Raw genomic sequence first — 17,544 nt, 5'->3', positions numbered from 1 at the left:
GTGGCCCGTGAAAGCACTGGAAGATCCCACTTCTGGCCGTCGGTGAAATTTTCTTGACGATCGATTACCGAATTGACGGCCACGGTGCTATGTTGCTGCGCGAGGGTGCTCTTCGGTCGTCGTCGCGGTAGGCCAGGGGGACACCGTCGACTTCTGGCCGAGATGCCCGGGTCTCCGTTCGTGGGGGACGGCACTCCGGCAGGGCCAGGAAGCCGGCGACCGAGGAGCACTCTCAGAAGCCAAATACCAAGAAGCCCCGCACCGGACAGGTGCGGGGCTTCTTGTCGAGCGTGGTCGGATCCGGCTCCGCCTACTCCTCCGGCCTCATGGTCGGATCCGGCTCCGCCTACTCCTCCGTGAAATTCCGGGTCACCGCCGGGTCGACCGGGATTCCGGGGCCCGTGGTGGTGGAGACGACGACCTTCTTCAGGTAGCGGCCCTTCGACGAGGACGGCTTGGCGCGCAGCACCTCGTCGAGCGCGGCGCCGTAGTTCTCGGCGAGCTTCTTCTCGTCGAACGACGCCTTACCGATCACGAAGTGGAGGTTGGCCTGCTTGTCGACGCGGAAGTTGATCTTGCCGCCCTTGATGTCCGCGACGGCCTTGGCCACGTCCGGGGTCACCGTGCCGGTCTTCGGGTTCGGCATCAGACCGCGGGGGCCGAGGATACGGGCGATGCGGCCGACCTTGGCCATCTGGTCCGGCGTCGCGATCGCCGCGTCGAAGTCGAGCATGCCGCCCTGGATCTGCTCGATCAGGTCGTCGCTGCCGACGATGTCGGCGCCGGCGGCCTGCGCCTGCTCGGCCTTGTCGCCGACGGCGAACACGGCCACCCGCGCGGTCTTACCGGTGCCGTGCGGCAGGTTCACGGTGCCGCGGACCATCTGGTCGGCCTTGCGGGGGTCGACACCGAGCCGGATCGCGACCTCGACGGTGGCGTCCTGCTTCTTCGACGACGTCTCCTTGGCCAGCTTCGCGGCCTCCAGCGGCGTGTAGAGCCGGCTCCGGTCGACCTTCTCGGCGGCTTCCTTGTAAGCCTTGCTGTTCTTGCTCATTGATTTCTCCTTAATTCAGAAGTTGTGGTGCGGGCCGATGCCAGCCCTTCCACGGGATGCGGTCCTACTCGACCGTGATCCCCATCGACCGGGCGGTGCCCGCGATGATCTTGGCGGCCTGATCGATGTCGTTGGCGTTCAGGTCTTCCTTCTTGGTCTCGGCGATCTCACGCACCTGATCCCACGTCACCTTGGCGACCTTGGTCTTGTGCGGCTCGCTCGAACCCTTCGGCACACCGGCGGCCTTGAGCAGCAGCTTGGCGGCCGGCGGGGTCTTCAGCGCGAACGTGAAGCTGCGATCCTCGTAGACGGTGATCTCCACGGGGATGACGTTGCCGCGCTGCGACTCGGTCGCGGCGTTGTACGCCTTGCAGAACTCCATGATGTTGACGCCGTGCTGGCCGAGCGCGGGTCCGACCGGCGGGGCGGGGTTGGCCTGCCCGGCCTGGATCTGCAGCTTGATCAGCCCGACGACCTTCTTCTTCGGGGGCATGGCTGTGCTTTCTCTCTTCTCTCGTTCTATCCGAAGTGCGGCTTGGGGCCCGCGTTAAATCTTGGCGACCTGGTTGAAGGTCAGTTCGACCGGGGTCTCACGTCCGAAGATCGACACCAGCACCTTGAGCTTCTGCTGTTCGGCGTTGACCTCGCTGATCGACGCGGGCAGCGTCGCGAACGGGCCGTCCATGACGGTGACGGACTCGCCCACCTCGAAGTCGACCTCGATGACGGGCCGCTCGATGCCGCCGGTCTCCGACGCCGCAGCCGCGGCGGACGACGCGGCCGCCTTGCCGGGCTTCTTGGCCGCGGCGGGCGGCAGCAGGAACTTCACCACGTCGTCGAGCGACAGCGGCGACGGCCGCGACGTCGCGCCGACGAAGCCGGTCACGCCGGGCGTGTTGCGCACCGCGCCCCACGACTCGTCGTTGAGCTCCATACGGACCAGGATGTAGCCGGGCAGCACCTTGCGGTTGACCTGCTTGCGCTGGCCGTTCTTGATCTCGGTGACCTCTTCGGTGGGCACCTCGACCTGGAAGATGTAGTCGCCGACGTCCAGGTTCTGCACGCGGGTCTCGAGATTGGCCTTCACCTTGTTCTCGTAACCGGCGTAGGAGTGGATCACGTACCACTCGCCCGGCTGCAGCCGCAGCTCCTTCTTGAGCGCGACAGCCGGATCCTCGTCCTCGGCGTCCTCGCCAGCCGCCTCGGCGACATCGTCATCGGCACCTTCAGCGGCGGGTGCGGCGTCCTCGTCGCTGCCCACGGCCTCGGCGTCGGCACCAGCGCGAACCTCGGCGTTGGTCTCGTCGACGTCGATGGTGTCGACGGTGTCGCCCGAAGGCGCTTCGCCGTCGAAGCTAGTCACGTGTTCAGTCCTCTCTCACTGTCTGCCTGGCCCGCGGTCAGCCGAAGATCCAGGTCACGAGCTTGGCCAGGCCCAGGTCCACGCCGCCGATCAGCGCCACCATGAACACCAGGAACAGCAGCACGACCGTCGTGTAGGTCACCATCTGCTTGCGGTTGGGCCAGATGACCTTCCGCAGCTCGCCGACAACTTCCTTCAGGTAGTTGAGGACGAACAGGAACGGATTACGGGACGGGCCGTCCTTGGGCTTCCGGGCCGTTTTCTTCTTGGCCTTGGGCCCCTTGCCGCCGTCCTTGGAATCAGAAGCCTCGGTGTCGGGCGCCTGCTCGGTGTCCGTGTCGGCGCCCTCGGTCCCGGCCGGGCGCCGCGACCGCTTGCCCGTGGGACGCAGCGGACGCGTCACGACCGCGGTCTGGCCGCGGGTGTCACCGTCGTCGGTCTGTGCGCCGCTGTCGGTGTCAGCGGAGCTGACACCGTCGCGCTCGTCGCTCACCGCATGCATCCCATCTGATCGTCGTTTCATGTCGACACCCTCCAGTATCCAGACCCGGCGGGTGACCACACTTGTCGAGTATTCAGTTTGAGCAGGGGCGACAGGACTTGAACCTGCAACCTGCGGTTTTGGAGACCGCTGCTCTGCCAGTTGAGCTACGCCCCTTCACGGGTCCCTAGAGGCCCACACAATTCGCGCGCTCCCCGTTCGGTCGATCTGAGCCGACGGACAGCGCGCTTAACTGGGAAAACCCCGGACGCCCGAGTGTAGCGCGCCGGGGTCCCGAGTTACTAATCCACGTCCTCCAGGTCGTGCTGGACGGGCTTGCGGACCACCTGGCCGGTTTCGGGATCCCAGCCGGCCGAGATCGAGTTGTCGCCCTCATGGCCCATCAAGGTCGTGAACGCCTCCATCACGACCTCGCCGTGCTGGTTGGTCAGCACGTTGCGCGTGGTCACGATGTCGGCGCCGAAACGCTCGGTGACGGTCTCGATGTGCATGACACCGGTGACCTCGTCGCCTTCTTTGATGTGCTGATGGAACAGGAACTTCTGGTCCACCTGCACGATCTGCATGGTTTCGAAGCCGACGTCGACGTGCTGGAAGAAGTGGCGCTGGATCATCACGGCGAAGATCGACAGAAACGTCGGCCCGGCGACCAGACCCGGATGACCGAGCGCGGCGGCGGCCTCCACATCGTGGGACGCCGGATCGGTGGCCTTGACCGCCTTCGCGTACTGGCGGATCTGCTCGCGGCCCACCACGTAGGGATCGGGGTACTTGTAGACCATCCCGCGGATGTCTGTCTTGAGTGCCATGGTCCGAAACCTGCCTATGCGAGCTTCGCGACAGCGACGGCGCGGCCGAAGATCTTCTTCCCACCGGCGGTGGCGCTGAGCGCGATCGTGACCGACTTGGACTCGGGATCAACCGATTTCACCCGGCCGTTGAACACGATCTCGGCGCCTCTGCCGTCGTTGGGGACGGGCACGACGGCGGTGAAGCGCACGTTGTACTCGGTGACCGCGGCCGGATCACCCACCCATTCGGTCACGTAGCCACCGCCCAGACCCATGGTGAGCATGCCGTGCGCGATCGCGGTGTCCAGACCGACCTGCTTGGCGATCTCGTCATCCCAGTGGATCGGGTTCAGGTCGCCCGATACGCCCGCATAGTTGACCAGGTCGGCCCGGGTGAGCGGGATGACCCTCTCGGGCAGCTGATCGCCGACGTTGACCGAACTGAACTCACGCAGTGCCATGTGAAAAGCCACTCTCTCCGTCTTCTTCGCTACGCCCCGCCAGGGTGGTGTAGGACTCCTGCACAACATCGCCGCTGCGATTGCTGACGACGTTCTTGGTGACGATGATGTCGGCGCCGTGGGCTTGGCGCACGGACTCGATCCACACGTCGCAGTACAGCTCGTCACCGGCCTTGATGGGGCGGACGAACTTGAGCACCTGATCGACCTGGACGATCTGCGCGTCCGTGATACCGATTCCGGCCGCAGCGAACATCGCCGACTGGGCCTGATAGCCGAACACCGAGATGAAGGTGAGCGGGGCCAGCAGCGCGTCGTAACCCAGGTCCGCAGCGGCCTGCTCGTCGAAGAAGGCGGAATCGTCGTTCTTGACCGCGGTCGCGTACTCGCGGATCTTCTCTCGCCCCACGACGTAGTGGTCGGGATAACGGAAGTGCGTCCCGACGTATCCGTCCAGAAAAGACACGGCCCAGTCGCGTCGCTTAGCGCGACTCTTTGTGCGCCTGGTGCTTGCCGCAGTTCGGGCAGAACTTCTTGATCTCGAGCCGGTCGGGATCGTTGCGGCGGTTCTTCTTGGTGATGTAGTTGCGGTGCTTGCACACCTCGCAGGCCAAGGTGATCTTGGGCCGTACGTCAGTACTGGAGGCCACGTCAGTCGTCCTTCGTTAAACGTTCGTACTCGTTTGTGTAGCGGTGGGGGGGCTCGATCCCCCGACCTCACGATTATGAGTCGTGCGCTCTAACCAGCTGAGCTACACCGCCGCGGACGGATCCGGGCCGGCGCACACGGTCGCTCCACCCTTCTCCACCGAGCCCCCTAACGGAATCGAACCGTTGACCTTTTCCTTACCATGGAAACGCTCTGCCGACTGAGCTAAGGGGGCCTTCGCTCGCTGAAGTGCCGCGAGCCTTAAAGAGGGTACATTCTCTGCGTTTACCGCGCCAAACCGCTGGTCATAACCGCTGTTAGACCCCGAATCGGGGCTGCTCGCGGCGGCGCGGGCCGGCACTGCCTACGCTGACTTCATGGCTGCCACGGACCACACCGACCGCCTCTACTTCAGACAGCTGCTGTCCGGCCGGGACTTCGCGGCCGGAGACATGATCGCCCAGCAGATGCGCAACTTCGCCTATCTGATCGGCGACCGGGAGACCGGCGACACCGTCGTCGTCGATCCGGCCTATGCGGCCCAGGATCTGGTCGACGCCGTGGAGGCCGACGGCATGCGGCTGTCCGGCGTGCTCGTCACCCACCACCACCCCGACCACGTCGGCGGGTCGATGATGGGTTTTGAACTCAAGGGTCTGGCCGAGTTGCTGGAGCGGGTCAGCGTCCCCGTTCACGTCAACGCCCACGAGGTGGACTGGGTCGCGCGGATCACCGGCATCGCCCCCAGCGAGCTGACCTCGCACCAGCACGGCGACAAGGTGTCCGTGGGCGACATCGAGATCGAACTACTGCACACCCCGGGCCACACCCCGGGCAGCCAGTGCTTCCTGCTGGACGGACGGCTGGTCGCCGGCGACACGCTGTTTCTCGAAGGATGCGGCCGCACCGACTTTCCCGGCGGCAACGTCGACGACATGTTCCGCAGCCTGCAGGCGCTCGCGCAGCTGCCCGGTGATCCGACCGTGTTCCCCGGGCACTGGTACTCCGCCGAGCCGAGCGCATCGCTGTCGCAGGTACGCAACACCAACTACGTCTACCGAGCGAGCAACCTCGACCAGTGGCGCATGCTGATGGGTGGCTGACGACCGGTTTCCCGGGCCGTCTACTACTTGAACGCCGAGCCGATCCCGCACTCCCACAGCCCCAGCTTCGGGACACCGCTGGACGGTCGCTCCCGGCGACGCCGGGCACGCCGTTCCGACTCCACCAGCTCCGCAGGCCGATTCCGCTTCGCACGCATGGCTTCCTCCTCAGGTCTGGGCGCGATACCCCCCTCAAGCACCGCGCCTGCTCTCGACGCTACGAATGCGTGTCGGCGCCGGACCGCGTAGTCGGCTACCTGTTTCCGGCCCGTCGCCGGCAATCCCGGCTACGTAGTGGCGCGTGGCCCGCTGTTAGGTTCGAGCCATGACCAGCAGCGTCTCCTACGAACTCGCACACTCCGTGGCCACCATCACCCTCGACGACGGCAAGGTGAACGTGCTCGGGCCCGCGATGCAGGCCGCGATCAACGAGGCGCTCGACCGCGCCGAAGCCGACAAGGCCAAGGCTGTGGTGCTCGCCGGGAATTCGCGGGTTTTCAGCGGCGGCTTCGACCTCGGGGTGTTCCAGTCCGGTGAGGCCGCCGCGGCGCTGGGCATGCTCTCCGGCGGCTTCGAACTGTCGAAGCGCACACTGACGTTCCCGGTCCCGGTGATCATCGCGGCCACCGGCCCGGCGATCGCGATGGGTTCCTTCCTGCTGCTGTCGGCCGATCACCGTGTCGGTCAGCCGAAGTCGCGCTGCCAGGCCATCGAGGTGGCCATCGGCATGACCATCCCGATCTCGGCGCTGGAGATCATGCGAATGCGGCTGACCCCGGCGGCGTTCGAACGGGCCGCCGCGCTGGCGGCGACGTTCGCCGGTGACGAGGCGATCGCAGCGGGCTGGCTCGACGAGATCGTCGAGGCCGACCAGGTGCTGCCCCGCGCCCAGCAGGTCGCGGCCGAGGCGGCCGCCACCCTGCACACCGGCGCGCACCTGGCCACCAAGCTCAAGGCACGCAAGACCGCCCTCGATGCCATTCAGGCCGGAATCGACGGCCTGGCAACGGAATTCACGCTGGGGTGAGCTACGTCCGGGCTGACGTTGACGAAGCGGGACTGGATCTGACGTCGAGCGTGCCGACCACCCGACCGCCGGCCGCGTACACGACGGAGAAGCCGCCGTCCTTGTCCGTCACCGTCGACGTGTCGTAGCCGTCGCCCCAACCCCGGTATGTCAGCACGAAATCCCCGATCCGGCAGGTGAATCCGGGCACCGTGTTCCAGACAGCGGGCCGGCCCGCCGCCGTGAGCCCGGCGACGAGCCCCTGTTGGGTGGCGTCCCGCCAGTGTTCCGCGACGATCGGCCGTCCCGCCGCGACGTTGTGCGCGATCGTGACATCCCCTGCGGCATAGACGTTGCGCACCGATGTGCGCATGTGTTCGTCGACCACCACCCGGCCCCGGCGGAGCGCCAGGCCCGCGTCGGCGGCCAGTCGGATGTCGGGGCGCACTCCGGTGGCCGCGACCACCACCTCCCCGCCGGCCCGGTCCCCCGACGACAGCGTCACCCCGGCGTCGTCGACCGCGGTCACCGTCGTCGACAGCACCACTCGCACACCGGCATCGGAGAGCATCTCGACGACGCGCTTGCCGACCTCGACCCCGAACCGGCGCTGCAGCGGCACCGATTCGGGCACCACCACGGTGGTCGCCGGCCCGAGCCCGGCCAGGCGGGCGGCGGCCTCGCAACCGACAAGCCCGCCGCCGATCACCGCCGCGCTCGACGCGTGCCGGGCGGCCATCTTCAGCGCCACGGCGTCGGAGAAGGTGCGCAACCGTTGGGCGCGATGCCCGCCGGGAACGTCCAGCGGCACCGCGGCCGCGCCGGGTGCGAGCACCAGATGCCAGTACGGATATCGGGCGCCGCCGGTGGTGACCACCTCCCGGGCGTCGACGTCGATGTGCTCGACCGTGACCCCCAGCAGCAGGTCGATGTCGTGGCGCCGGAACCAGCCGGCGCTGTGCAGGTCCAGATCCGTGTGCCCGCAGCCGAGGAACTCCTTGCTCAGCGGCGGTTTCGCGTAGGGCAGCGCCGGGTCAGCCGACACGATGCACACCGGGATGCGCGGATGCCTGCTGCGGAACGTCTCGGCCGCGCTGACGCCCGCGGGTCCACTACCGATGGCCAGGAACCCGGGTGCCACCATGGGCTGGGGATACCACTTCGGCCGGTCGTCCAATCCGAACCGTTGAGCCGCGCTGACCTGGTGTGCGAGCATCTGCCCATGGAGCCGTTCGGGGACCCTGAAGCCCGTATCCGGGATCTGGAGCGGCCCCTCGCCGATCAGGCCCGGGCCAACGAGCTCGGCGCACAGCCGAACCTCTACAACGGTTCGCCGTACTACGCTCCCCCGCAGCGAGTGGTGCACAAGCGCCCGCACAGCACCGCGCTGTGGCTGATCCCGGTCGCGCTGGTCGCCGTGATCGCCGGCGCGGTCGCCGCCGCGGTGATGTTCTTCGACACCGCCGACTCGGACGGCCGCCCGGTGCCGATCGCCGGCGGGGGCGGACCCCTCGACCCGCCACCGGGTCTCGGCGCGCAGACCCGTATCGACTCCACCGAGCAGATCGTGACGGTGGAAGCCGGCAGCTTTCTGAGCATCGGCGGCGTCGAAACCAGGCGGACGGTCATCTGCCAGGACGGCACGGTGAGCGTCTCCGGCGTGCGCAACGTCATCGAGATCCAGGGTGGCTGCCTGCTGGTCAACGTGTCGGGCGTCGAGAATTCCGTGACCATCGAGTCCGCGGGGTCTGTTCACGCATCCGGTTTCGACAACCGCGTGACCTACCGCTCCGGTGACCCCGAGATCTCGAAGTCAGGGGTCGGCAACGTCGTCGAACGGGGCTGAGGCCGTCTCCCCCGCGATCCCGTGGGCGACCGCCGCCGTCGTAGGCTGACCCACGATGGCGCTGCACCTGCACCGGGCCGACCGCACCGACCTGCTAGCCGACGGCCTCGGCGCGATGCTGGCCAGCCCACCCGCCGACCCGTTCGCCGAGGATCTGGTGCTGGTCTCGGCGCGCGGCACCGAGCGCTGGCTGAGCCAGCGCCTTTCCCACCTGCTCGGCCGCGGCGCCGGCGAGGACGGTATCTGCGCGGGGATCACGTTTCGCCATCCGCGGTCGTTGATCGCCGAGCTGACGGGCACCGATGAGGAGGACCCGTGGTCTCCCGAGGCGATGGTGTGGCCGCTGCTCGACGTCATCGACCGCTGCATCGCCGAACCCTGGTGCGCGACGCTGGCCACTCACCTCGGCCACTTCGCCGACGGCGAGGAGAGGTCACTGCGGCAGGGCCGGCGGTACGCCGTGGCACGCCGCCTCGCCGGCCTGTTCGACTCCTATGCCCGGCAGCGGCCGCAGCTGCTCATCGACTGGATCGACGGCCGCACCGAAGATCTGGACGAGGACCTGCAGTGGCAGCCCGAGCTCTACCGCGCACTGCTGCGCGCCGTCGCCGCCGACCCGCCGCACGTCCGCCAGGCGGAAGCCGTGGCACGGCTGCGTCATTCCGCCACCGAGCTGCCGGAGCGGCTGTCGCTGTTCGGGCACACCCGGCTACCGGTCACCGAGATCGAGCTGCTGGACGCGGTAAGCACCCATCACGAGCTGCACCTGTGGTTGCCGCACCCCAGCGCGCAACTGTGGGATGCGCTCGCCGACATCCACGGCGTCGCTGCCCGCCGAACCGACACCTCGCACCGCAGAGTCGGGCATCCGTTGCTGGCCACCCTCGGGCGGGATCTGCGTGAACTGCAGCGCGGGCTGCCCGCAGACGTCGGGACCGACGAGACCGTCGGCCCGGCCGGCCGGCCGGACACCCTGCTGGGCTGGCTGCAGTCCGACCTCATCGCGAATTCGGTGCGGCCGCAAGATCGTTCGTATCGCGGTGGCGATCGGTCGGTGCAGGTGCACAGCTGCCACGGCGCCGCCCGCCAGGTGGACGTGCTGCGGGAGGTGCTGCTCGGCCTGCTCGCCGACGATTCCACCCTGGAACCCCGCGACATCTTGGTGATGTGCCCCGACATCGAGACCTACGCCCCGCTGATCGTCGCCGGCTTCGGCCTCGGCGATGTCGTCACCGACGCCCATCCGGCGCACCGGCTGCGGGTCAAGCTCGCCGACCGGGCGCTGACGCAGACCAATCCGCTGCTCGGCGTCGCGCGCCAGCTGCTCGGGCTGGCGGGTGGGCGCGCCACCGCCGGTGAGGTGCTGAACCTGGCCGAGGCCGCGCCGGTGCGGGAGCGCTTCCGGTTCTCCGACGACGACCTCGACGCGATCGGCGACTGGGTGCGCGAGGCGAACATCCGCTGGGGTTTCGACCGTGACCACCGCCGCCCCTACGGCGTCGACTTCGTGCAGAACACCTGGCGGTTCGGCGTCGACCGGGTGCTGGCCGGCGTGGCGATGTCCGACGACTCCCGCGCCTGGCTGGACACCACGCTGCCGCTCGACGATGTCAGCAGCAACTGCGTCGAACTGGCCGGCCGGCTGGCCGACTACGTCGACTGTCTGCACCGGGTGGTCGAATCACTCACGGGCACAGCGTCGTTGAGCAGCTGGCTGACCCGGCTGTCGGACGGGCTGGACATGCTGACCGCGGTGTCGGATGCCGACCTGTGGCAGACCGCTCAGGTCCAGCGCGAGCTCAACGGCATCCGCACCGTCGCCGGCGCCCATGCCGGGATCGAGTTGCGGCTCTCCGATGTCCGGGCGCTGCTGGACCGCCATCTCGCGGGCCGGCCGACCCGGGCCAACTTCCGCACCGGCACACTGACCGTCTGCACCATGGTGCCGATGCGTTCGGTCCCCCATCGGGTGGTGTGCCTGGTGGGTCTGGACGACGGCGTGTTCCCGCGCGTCGGCGTGGTCGACGGTGACGACGTGCTGGCCCGCGACCCGATGACCGGCGAGCGTGACCTGCGCGCCGAGGACCGGCAGCTGCTGCTCGACGCGGTCGGGGCGGCGACCGAGAGACTCGTGATCACCTACACGGGCGCCGACGAGGTGAGCGGTCAGCGCAAACCGCCCGCCGTCCCGGTGATCGAGCTGCTCGACGCCCTCGACCTCACCACCACCGCCCCGGTGCGCGACCACGTGCTGATCGAACATCCGTTGCAGCCCTTCGACATCGACAATGTCACCCCGGGCAGGCTCGGCATGCCCCCTGACCTGCCGTTCACGTTCGACCCGACCGCGCTGACCGCCGCCCGGGCCGCGGCCGGGCACCGTGACGAGCGGCCGCGGCTGCTCGGTGCGCTGCTGCCCGCCCCGCCCCCGGCCGACATCGCCCTCGATGAGCTGGTCGGCTTCTTCAAGGATCCGGTGAAGGGTTTCTTCCGCGCGCTGGACTACACGCTGCCGTGGGATGTCGACGCAGTCGAGGACGCGATGCCCGTGGAGATCGACGCGCTGGCCGAATGGAAGATCGGCGACCGCATGCTCGACGACATGCTGCGGGGCATGAGCACGGCCGATGCGCAGCAGGCGGAATGGCGGCGCGGCTCGCTGCCGCCGGGCCGGCTGGGCTGGCGCAAGGCGCAGGAGATCGCGGCGCGCTCGGCCGCCCTGGCCGCCGAGGCACAGCGTCACCGCACCCAGGACCCGCGGGCCGTCGACGTCGACGTCGCGGTGGGGCCGTCGCGGCGGCTGACCGGCACCGTGCCGCGCCTGTACGGCGACCACATGGTGGCCGTCACGTATTCCAAACTCGACGGCCGGCACCTGCTGGAGTCCTGGATCCGCCTGGTGGCGTTGACCGTTCACCGTCCCGGCACCGACTGGACCGCGGTGTGCATCGGCCGGGGAAACAGCCGGGGCGGCAGGGACGGCGCCGTCAGGCAGCGGCTGCTCGGCCCGCCGGACTCCGCCGTCGAGGTGCTGCGGGATCTGGTCGCGATGTACGACGCCGGCCGCCGAGCCCCGATCCCGTTGCCGCTCAAGACGTCCTACGCCTGGGCCGAGACCGAGCACCACCGCGGTTCGCCAATGCGCGAAGCGGGCTGGAAGTGGCGGTCCGGTCGTTTTCCCGGCGAGGACGCCGACCGCGCCCACGTCCGGGTGTGGGGTCCGAATTTCCCGCTGTCGGGTCTGGTGGAGGCGGGCCTGCCCGATTTCGCCGCGCGGCTGTGGTCACCGCTGCTGCATGCCGAGAGGACACCGCCGTGACGGAGCCCTTCGAGCTGCTCGGCCCGCTGCCCGCCCCGCGCACCACCACGGTGCTGGAGGCCAGCGCCGGCACCGGCAAGACCTTCGCGCTCGCCGGTCTGGTCACCCGCTACGTCGCCGAGGGCGTGGCGACCCTGGACCAGATGCTGCTCATCACGTTCGGCCGCGCCGCCAGTCAGGAACTACGCGAGCGGGTGCGCCGCCAGATCGTGGACGCGGTGCGCGCATTCGACGATCCCGCCGGCGCCGCCGACAACGAGGTCCTCGCCCACCTTCTCGACGGCACCGCCGAGGAACTGGCCGACCGCCGGCAGCGGCTCCGGGACGCGCTGGCCGGTTTCGACGCCGCCACCATCGCCACCACCCACCAGTTCTGTCAGCTGGTGCTGCGCTCGCTGGGCGTCGCCGGCGACACCGACTCCGGCGTGGAGCTGGTGGAAAGCCTCGACGACCTGGTGACCGAGATCGTCGACGACCTGTACCTGGCGCATTTTGGGCAGCAGCGCGACGAGCCGCTGCTGTCCTACGACGCGGCGCTGAACCTGGCCCACGAGGTGGTCCGCAACGCGCACACCGAGTTACGGCCCGCCGACCCGCCGCCCGGCTTCGACCCGCACGTGCGGGTCCAGTTCGCCCGCGCGGTCTGCGCCGAACTGGAGACCCGCAAACGCCGGCTCGGCATCCTGCACTACGACGACCTGCTCTCCCGGCTGGCCCGGGCGCTGGAGCCGCAGGACTCCCCCGCGCGGGCCCGGATGCGGCGGCGCTGGTCGATCGTGATGGTCGACGAGTTCCAGGACACCGACCCCGTGCAGTGGCAGATCATCGACCGCGCGTTCAGCGGCCACGCCACGGTGATCCTGATCGGGGACCCGAAGCAGGCGATCTACGCGTTCCGCGGCGGCGACATCGTCACCTATCTGCACGCCGCCTCCACCGCCGGCGAGCAGAAGACGTTGGGCACCAACTACCGCAGCGACGGCCCGCTGGTCGAGAGCCTGCAGGCGGTCATGCGGGACGCGCAGCTCGGCGATCCGCGGATCGTGGTGCACCGGGTGCACGCCCACCACAAGGAGCACCGCCTGCAGGGCGCGCCGCACAACGCGCCGTTCCGGCTCCGGGTGGTCAGCCGTGACCAGTTCGGCACCCATCCCGACAAACCCGTTCCGATCGACCGGCTCCGCCGGCACATCCCGAAGGACCTCGCCACCGACATCGCCGCGCTGCTGGCCGGTGGCGCGACGTTCTGCGGGAACCCGCTGCACCCCGGCGACATCGCGGTGATCGTGGAGAGCCACCGCGACGGCCACGCGTGTTTCGACGCACTCACCGCTGCCGGTGTCCCGGCGGTCTACACCGGCGACTCGGACGTGTTCTCCTGCCCTGCCGCCGATGACTGGCTGTGCCTGCTGGAGGCCTTCGACCAGCCGCACCGGTCCGGGCTGGTGCGCGCCGCGGCCACCACGATGTTCTTCGGCGAGACCGCTGAAACCCTTGCCGCCCAAGACGACACACTGACCGATCGGGTCGCCGAGACACTCAGGCAGTGGGCGGATTTCGCGCGGGAACGCGGGGTCGCCGCGGTGTTCGAGGCCGCTTCGCTGGGCGGCATGGGTGAGCGGGTGCTGTCCTGGGTGGACGGTGAGCGGCACATGACCGACCTCGCGCACCTGACCCAGGTGCTGCAGGCCGTCGCCCACCGCGAGCACTTCAGCCTGCCGGCGCTGCGCGACTGGCTGCGCACCCAGCGCGACGAACGCAGCGGCGCCCCCGAACGCAACCGCCGGCTCGACAGCGACGCCGCGGCCGTGCAGATCATGACGGTGTGGGTGAGCAAGGGCCTGCAGTTCCCGGTGGTGTACCTGCCGTTCGCGTTCAATCGCAACGTCCAGACCCGCGACGTGGTGACGTTCCACGAGTCCACACCGGCTGGCGACGTCCGCTGTCTGCACATCGGCGGCGAGCTCAGCCCCGACCACGCCGCGGCCCAGCAGCAGGGCCGGCGCGAGGCCGCCGGCGATGACGTGCGCCTGACCTACGTCGCGATGACGCGCGCGCAGTCCCAGGTGGTCGCGTGGTGGGCGCCGTCCCACGACGAACCCAACGGCGGGCTGTCCCGGCTGCTCCGCGGGCGTGCGCCCGGCGAGGCCGCCGTGCCCGACCGGTGCGATCCGCCCCGCATCGACGACGCCGACGCGATGGCGCTGCTGCGCGCCTGGTCCGACGCGGGCGGACCTGCCCTGGAGGAGTCGGTCATCGCGCCTGCGGTCGAGGTCGAGCTGCCCACTGCGCTAGATGATCTGGACGTCCGGCACTTTCACCGGCAGATCGACACGTCGTGGCGGCGGACGTCGTACTCCGGCCTCATCCGGGCGGTGGAGGCCGAGCAGGGCGCCGGGGTGACCAGTGAGCCCGAGGTCGCCGAACTCGACGACGAGACCGGTGAGGTTCCGGTGCAGGAGCCGGCCGAAGCCGGCGAGCCGATGCCGTCCCCGATGGCAGACCTGCCGATGGGCGCCAAGTTCGGCACGCTGGTGCACGCGGTGCTGGAGACCGCCGATCCGTTCGCCCCCGATCTGGCCGCCGAGCTGGAGGCGAAGATCGGCGACCACTCGCTGTGGTGGCCCGTCGACGTGCCGGCCGCGGAGCTTGCCGCCGCGCTCGTACCGATGCACGACACCCCGCTCGGACCGCTGGCGCCCGGAGTCACCCTGCGCGACATCGGGCTGCGGGACCGGTTGCGGGAGATGGAGTTCGAGTTCCCGCTCGCCGGCGGGGACCGCCGGTCCTCGACGCCGTCGATCACCCTGGCCGACGTCGGCCGGCTGCTCGCCGAGCACCTGCCCGCCGGCGACCCGCTGGCGCCCTACGCCGACCGGCTGACCGACAGCGTCCTGGCCGCCCAGTCGCTGAAGGGCTATCTGACCGGGTCTTTGGACGCGGTGCTGCGGATCGGGGGGCGCTACCTGGTGGTCGACTACAAGACCAACTGGCTGGGCGATCCGTCCCGCCCGCTGACCGCCGCAGACTACGGCCGGGCCCGGCTGGCCGAAGCGATGCTGCACTCCGACTACCCGCTGCAGGCGCTGTTGTATTGCGTTGTGCTGCACCGCTTCCTGCGGTGGCGTCAGTCCGGATACGATCCGGAGCAGCACCTCGGCGGGGTGCTGTACCTGTTCGTGCGCGGCATGTGCGGTCCGCAGACCCCGACCGTCGACGGCCATCCAGCCGGGGTGTTCAGCTGGCGGCCGCCGGCCGCGCTGGTCGAGGCCCTGTCGGAGCTGCTGGACGCCGGGACGGCGGCCGCATGACCGTCGACGCGTTCGCCGCACTGTTCGAACCCGCGGATGTACAGGTGGCGCAACGGCTCACGACCCTGGTCCGGGACGACGACGACCGGGTGGCGCTGGCCGTCGCGCTGGCGGTGCGCGCGCTGCGCGGCGGCTCGGTGTGCGTCGACCTGCGCACGATCGCCGGGCAGGCCGGAATGCCGGAGCTGCCGTGGCCGTCACCGGATCAGTGGCTGACCGCGGTGCGGGCCAGTGCGCTCGCCGACCGACAGGTGCTGCGGGTGCACGGCGACCTGCTCTACCTGGACCGGTACTGGCGGGAGGAACAGCAGGTCCGCGACGACGTGCTGGCGCTGCTGGCCGCCGCGCCGCGCGGACCTGTCCCGGGCCTGGAGCGGCTGTTTCCCAACGGCTGGGAAGAACAGCGCGCCGCCGCCAAAGTTGCTCTGCAGCAATCGCTGACGGTGCTCACCGGCGGGCCCGGCACCGGCAAGACGACGACGGTGGCACGGCTGCTGGCCGCGATCGCCGAGCAGGCCGAGGTGGCCGGCGGCACGCCGCCGCGGATGGCGCTGGCCGCACCGACCGGCAAGGCGGCGGCCCGGCTGCAGGACGCGGTGCACGACGAGCTCGGCAGGCTCACCGAGGTCGATCGGAAGCGGCTGGCGGGCCTGCGGGCCACCACCTTGCACCGGCTGCTCGGCAGCAGACCGGGCACGTCGTCACGGTTCCGGCACCACCGCGACAACCGGCTTCCGCACGACGTCATCGTCGTCGACGAGACCTCGATGGTGTCGCTGACGATGATGGCGCGGCTGCTGGAGGCGGTGCGCCCGGACGCGCGGCTGCTGTTCGTCGGCGACCCCGACCAGTTGGCGTCGGTGGACGCCGGCGCGGTGCTCGCCGACCTGGTGGACGGTCTGGGCAGCGCCGGGGTGGTCGAGCTCAAGACGCCGCACCGCTACGGCGAGACCATCGGATCGCTGGCGCAGGCGATCCGCGCCGGCGACGCCGATGCCGCGCTGGCGGTGCTGCGCGCGGGCGGCGACGCGGTGGCGTGGCTGGACACCGACGATGCCGCGGGCCCGCTGCGGCCCACGCTGACGTCCCGCGCCGAGCAGCTGCGCCGGGCGGCGCTGCTCGGCGACGCCGGGGCGGCGCTGGCGGTGCTCGACAGTCACCGGCTGCTGTGCGCACACCGTCGCGGGCCGTTCGGTGTGACGCACTGGAACCGTCAGGTGGAACGTTGGCTGGCCGAGACCACCGGGCAGCCGCTGTGGGCGCAGTGGTATCCGGGCCGGCCGCTGCTGGTGACGGAGAACGACTACGGGCTGGGGGTGTACAACGGCGACACCGGCGTCGTCGTCGCCTCGCCGGACGGGCTGCGCGCCCACGTCGGCGCCCTGCGGTTCGCGCCGGGCCGGCTCGGTGAGGTCGAGACGATGTTCGCGATGACCATTCACAAGAGCCAGGGCAGTCAGGCCGACGAGGTGACCGTGCTGCTGCCGCCGCCGGAGTCCCGGCTGCTGACCCGCGAGCTGTTCTACACCGCGGTCACCCGCGCCAAGAAGCGCGTGCACGTCGTCGGGACCGAGGCCTCGGTGCGGGAGGCGATCGACCGTCGGGCCACCCGCGCGTCGGGCCTGGCCCAGCAGCTGCGCACCCGCCCCTGACCCCGCCGAAATCGCCTTCCCCACAACTCCGCCGAAATCGCATTCCACGGGGTCATTTCACGCTTTTTCGCACCGCAGACGCAATCTCGGTGATCGCTTTCTGCCACGGCGCGGCCAATTGCTGCCAACGGAAATGCCCGCGCCGGCCGGCCGGTTTCCCCGGACATGAGCAACCTGACCACCACCGCCGGGATCGCCACGGGTATCGCCACCACTCTGGCCGCCGCCACGCTCGGCCTGGCCGGCGCCGCCGCTGCCGCCCCCACGGCCACCGGCGACGCGCAGTCCACTATCAGCCGGCTGCAGGCCGAGGGCAACCGCGTGATCGTCAACAAGCTGGGCAGCGCGCCGCTCGCCGAGGCCGAGGTCGTCGGCATCCACACCGGCGGAAACGTCACCGAGTGGGTCAACGAGGGCGGAGACGACGGACTGGAACTTCGCGTCGTCGGCAAGGTGTATTACGTGACCATTCGCTGAGCACCGTCGC

At 69.7% G+C, this 17,544-nt stretch carries 17 protein-coding genes and 3 tRNA genes; 7 read left to right on the top strand and 13 right to left on the bottom strand.

Translation table 11 applies throughout. The annotated features are described in order from the left end of the window. Positions 1-346: 346 nt before the first annotated feature. The 11 genes from rplA to ACXMYJ_RS09360 form a co-directional block, all read right to left on the bottom strand. On the bottom strand, positions 347-1,054 hold the full coding sequence (gene rplA / locus ACXMYJ_RS09410; RefSeq protein WP_260757174.1) for a 50S ribosomal protein L1: 708 nt from the start codon (positions 1,052-1,054) through the stop codon (positions 347-349). A 64-nt stretch (positions 1,055-1,118) separates the two neighbouring features. After that, the gene (gene rplK, locus ACXMYJ_RS09405; protein WP_260757173.1) at positions 1,119-1,547 is read right to left on the bottom strand and encodes a 50S ribosomal protein L11; all 429 of its coding nucleotides are present in this window, start codon (positions 1,545-1,547) and stop codon (positions 1,119-1,121) included. Between the two features lie 54 nt (positions 1,548-1,601). Next, positions 1,602-2,417 (bottom strand): transcription termination/antitermination protein NusG, encoded by an 816-nt coding sequence (nusG, locus tag ACXMYJ_RS09400; protein WP_260757172.1) that lies wholly within the window; start codon positions 2,415-2,417, stop codon positions 1,602-1,604. Between the two features lie 37 nt (positions 2,418-2,454). Further along, complete coding sequence (gene secE, locus ACXMYJ_RS09395; protein ID WP_460355641.1) at positions 2,455-2,940, bottom strand: preprotein translocase subunit SecE; 486 nt, start codon at positions 2,938-2,940, stop codon at positions 2,455-2,457. A gap of 62 nt (positions 2,941-3,002) precedes the next feature. Further along, a tRNA-Trp gene (locus ACXMYJ_RS09390) sits at positions 3,003-3,075 on the bottom strand. Between the two features lie 125 nt (positions 3,076-3,200). After that, positions 3,201-3,728 (bottom strand): (3R)-hydroxyacyl-ACP dehydratase subunit HadC, encoded by a 528-nt coding sequence (hadC, locus tag ACXMYJ_RS09385; protein ID WP_260757170.1) that lies wholly within the window; start codon positions 3,726-3,728, stop codon positions 3,201-3,203. A 14-nt stretch (positions 3,729-3,742) separates the two neighbouring features. Further along, positions 3,743-4,171, bottom strand: coding sequence for a (3R)-hydroxyacyl-ACP dehydratase subunit HadB (hadB, locus tag ACXMYJ_RS09380; protein WP_460355637.1), 429 nt, complete (start codon positions 4,169-4,171; stop codon positions 3,743-3,745). Beyond that, positions 4,158-4,637, bottom strand: coding sequence for a (3R)-hydroxyacyl-ACP dehydratase subunit HadA (gene hadA, locus ACXMYJ_RS09375; RefSeq protein WP_460355635.1), 480 nt, complete (start codon positions 4,635-4,637; stop codon positions 4,158-4,160). Before hadA ends, hadB begins: the two co-directional genes overlap by 14 nt. A gap of 16 nt (positions 4,638-4,653) precedes the next feature. Continuing rightward, the gene (gene rpmG / locus ACXMYJ_RS09370; protein WP_003929651.1) at positions 4,654-4,821 is read right to left on the bottom strand and encodes a 50S ribosomal protein L33; all 168 of its coding nucleotides are present in this window, start codon (positions 4,819-4,821) and stop codon (positions 4,654-4,656) included. 38 nt (positions 4,822-4,859) lie between these two features. Beyond that, positions 4,860-4,933: transfer RNA gene (locus ACXMYJ_RS09365), tRNA-Met, on the bottom strand. 49 nt (positions 4,934-4,982) lie between these two features. Further along, positions 4,983-5,055 (bottom strand) — tRNA-Thr (locus ACXMYJ_RS09360). Positions 5,056-5,197: 142 nt separating this feature from the next. Between ACXMYJ_RS09360 and ACXMYJ_RS09355 the strand changes: the two genes are divergently transcribed. Next, positions 5,198-5,923: an MBL fold metallo-hydrolase gene (locus ACXMYJ_RS09355; protein ID WP_443187356.1), complete on the top strand. Its 726-nt coding sequence runs from the start codon at positions 5,198-5,200 to the stop codon at positions 5,921-5,923. A 23-nt stretch (positions 5,924-5,946) separates the two neighbouring features. Here ACXMYJ_RS09355 and ACXMYJ_RS09350 read toward each other — a convergent pair whose 3' ends face one another. Next, positions 5,947-6,081 carry a hypothetical protein gene (locus tag ACXMYJ_RS09350; RefSeq protein ID WP_460355631.1) on the bottom strand — a complete coding sequence of 45 codons (135 nt, stop codon included), beginning with the start codon at positions 6,079-6,081 and terminating at the stop codon, positions 5,947-5,949. A gap of 167 nt (positions 6,082-6,248) precedes the next feature. Here ACXMYJ_RS09350 and ACXMYJ_RS09345 point away from each other — a divergent pair, with 167 nt between their 5' ends. Further along, entirely contained in the window at positions 6,249-6,950 is a 702-nt protein-coding gene (locus ACXMYJ_RS09345; protein ID WP_460355628.1) for a crotonase/enoyl-CoA hydratase family protein, read from the top strand. A 1-nt stretch (position 6,951) separates the two neighbouring features. Here the strand turns inward: ACXMYJ_RS09345 and ACXMYJ_RS09340 are convergent, their stop codons facing one another. Beyond that, positions 6,952-8,073, bottom strand: coding sequence for an NAD(P)/FAD-dependent oxidoreductase (locus ACXMYJ_RS09340; RefSeq protein WP_460355626.1), 1,122 nt, complete (start codon positions 8,071-8,073; stop codon positions 6,952-6,954). 42 nt (positions 8,074-8,115) lie between these two features. Between ACXMYJ_RS09340 and ACXMYJ_RS09335 the strand changes: the two genes are divergently transcribed. The 5 genes from ACXMYJ_RS09335 to ACXMYJ_RS09315 all read left to right on the top strand — a co-directional run bounded on the left by ACXMYJ_RS09335 (position 8,116) and on the right by ACXMYJ_RS09315 (position 17,534). After that, the gene (locus ACXMYJ_RS09335) at positions 8,116-8,775 is read left to right on the top strand and encodes a DUF3060 domain-containing protein (RefSeq protein WP_460355623.1); all 660 of its coding nucleotides are present in this window, start codon (positions 8,116-8,118) and stop codon (positions 8,773-8,775) included. Between the two features lie 55 nt (positions 8,776-8,830). Then, positions 8,831-12,094, top strand: coding sequence for an exodeoxyribonuclease V subunit gamma (recC, locus tag ACXMYJ_RS09330; protein ID WP_460355620.1), 3,264 nt, complete (start codon positions 8,831-8,833; stop codon positions 12,092-12,094). Then, positions 12,091-15,405: an exodeoxyribonuclease V subunit beta gene (recB, locus tag ACXMYJ_RS09325; RefSeq protein ID WP_460355618.1), complete on the top strand. Its 3,315-nt coding sequence runs from the start codon at positions 12,091-12,093 to the stop codon at positions 15,403-15,405. The genes recC and recB overlap by 4 nt, the downstream gene beginning before the upstream one ends. After that, positions 15,402-17,057 carry an exodeoxyribonuclease V subunit alpha gene (gene recD, locus ACXMYJ_RS09320; protein WP_260757148.1) on the top strand — a complete coding sequence of 552 codons (1,656 nt, stop codon included), beginning with the start codon at positions 15,402-15,404 and terminating at the stop codon, positions 17,055-17,057. The genes recB and recD overlap by 4 nt, the downstream gene beginning before the upstream one ends. Before the next feature lie 165 nt (positions 17,058-17,222). Further along, positions 17,223-17,534 carry a hypothetical protein gene (locus ACXMYJ_RS09315; protein ID WP_260757147.1) on the top strand — a complete coding sequence of 104 codons (312 nt, stop codon included), beginning with the start codon at positions 17,223-17,225 and terminating at the stop codon, positions 17,532-17,534. The last annotated feature ends 10 nt before the right edge of the window (positions 17,535-17,544 follow it).

The organism is Mycobacterium sp. ZZG, assembly GCF_054786995.1.
This window is presented reverse-complemented; position numbering and strand designations above follow the sequence as displayed.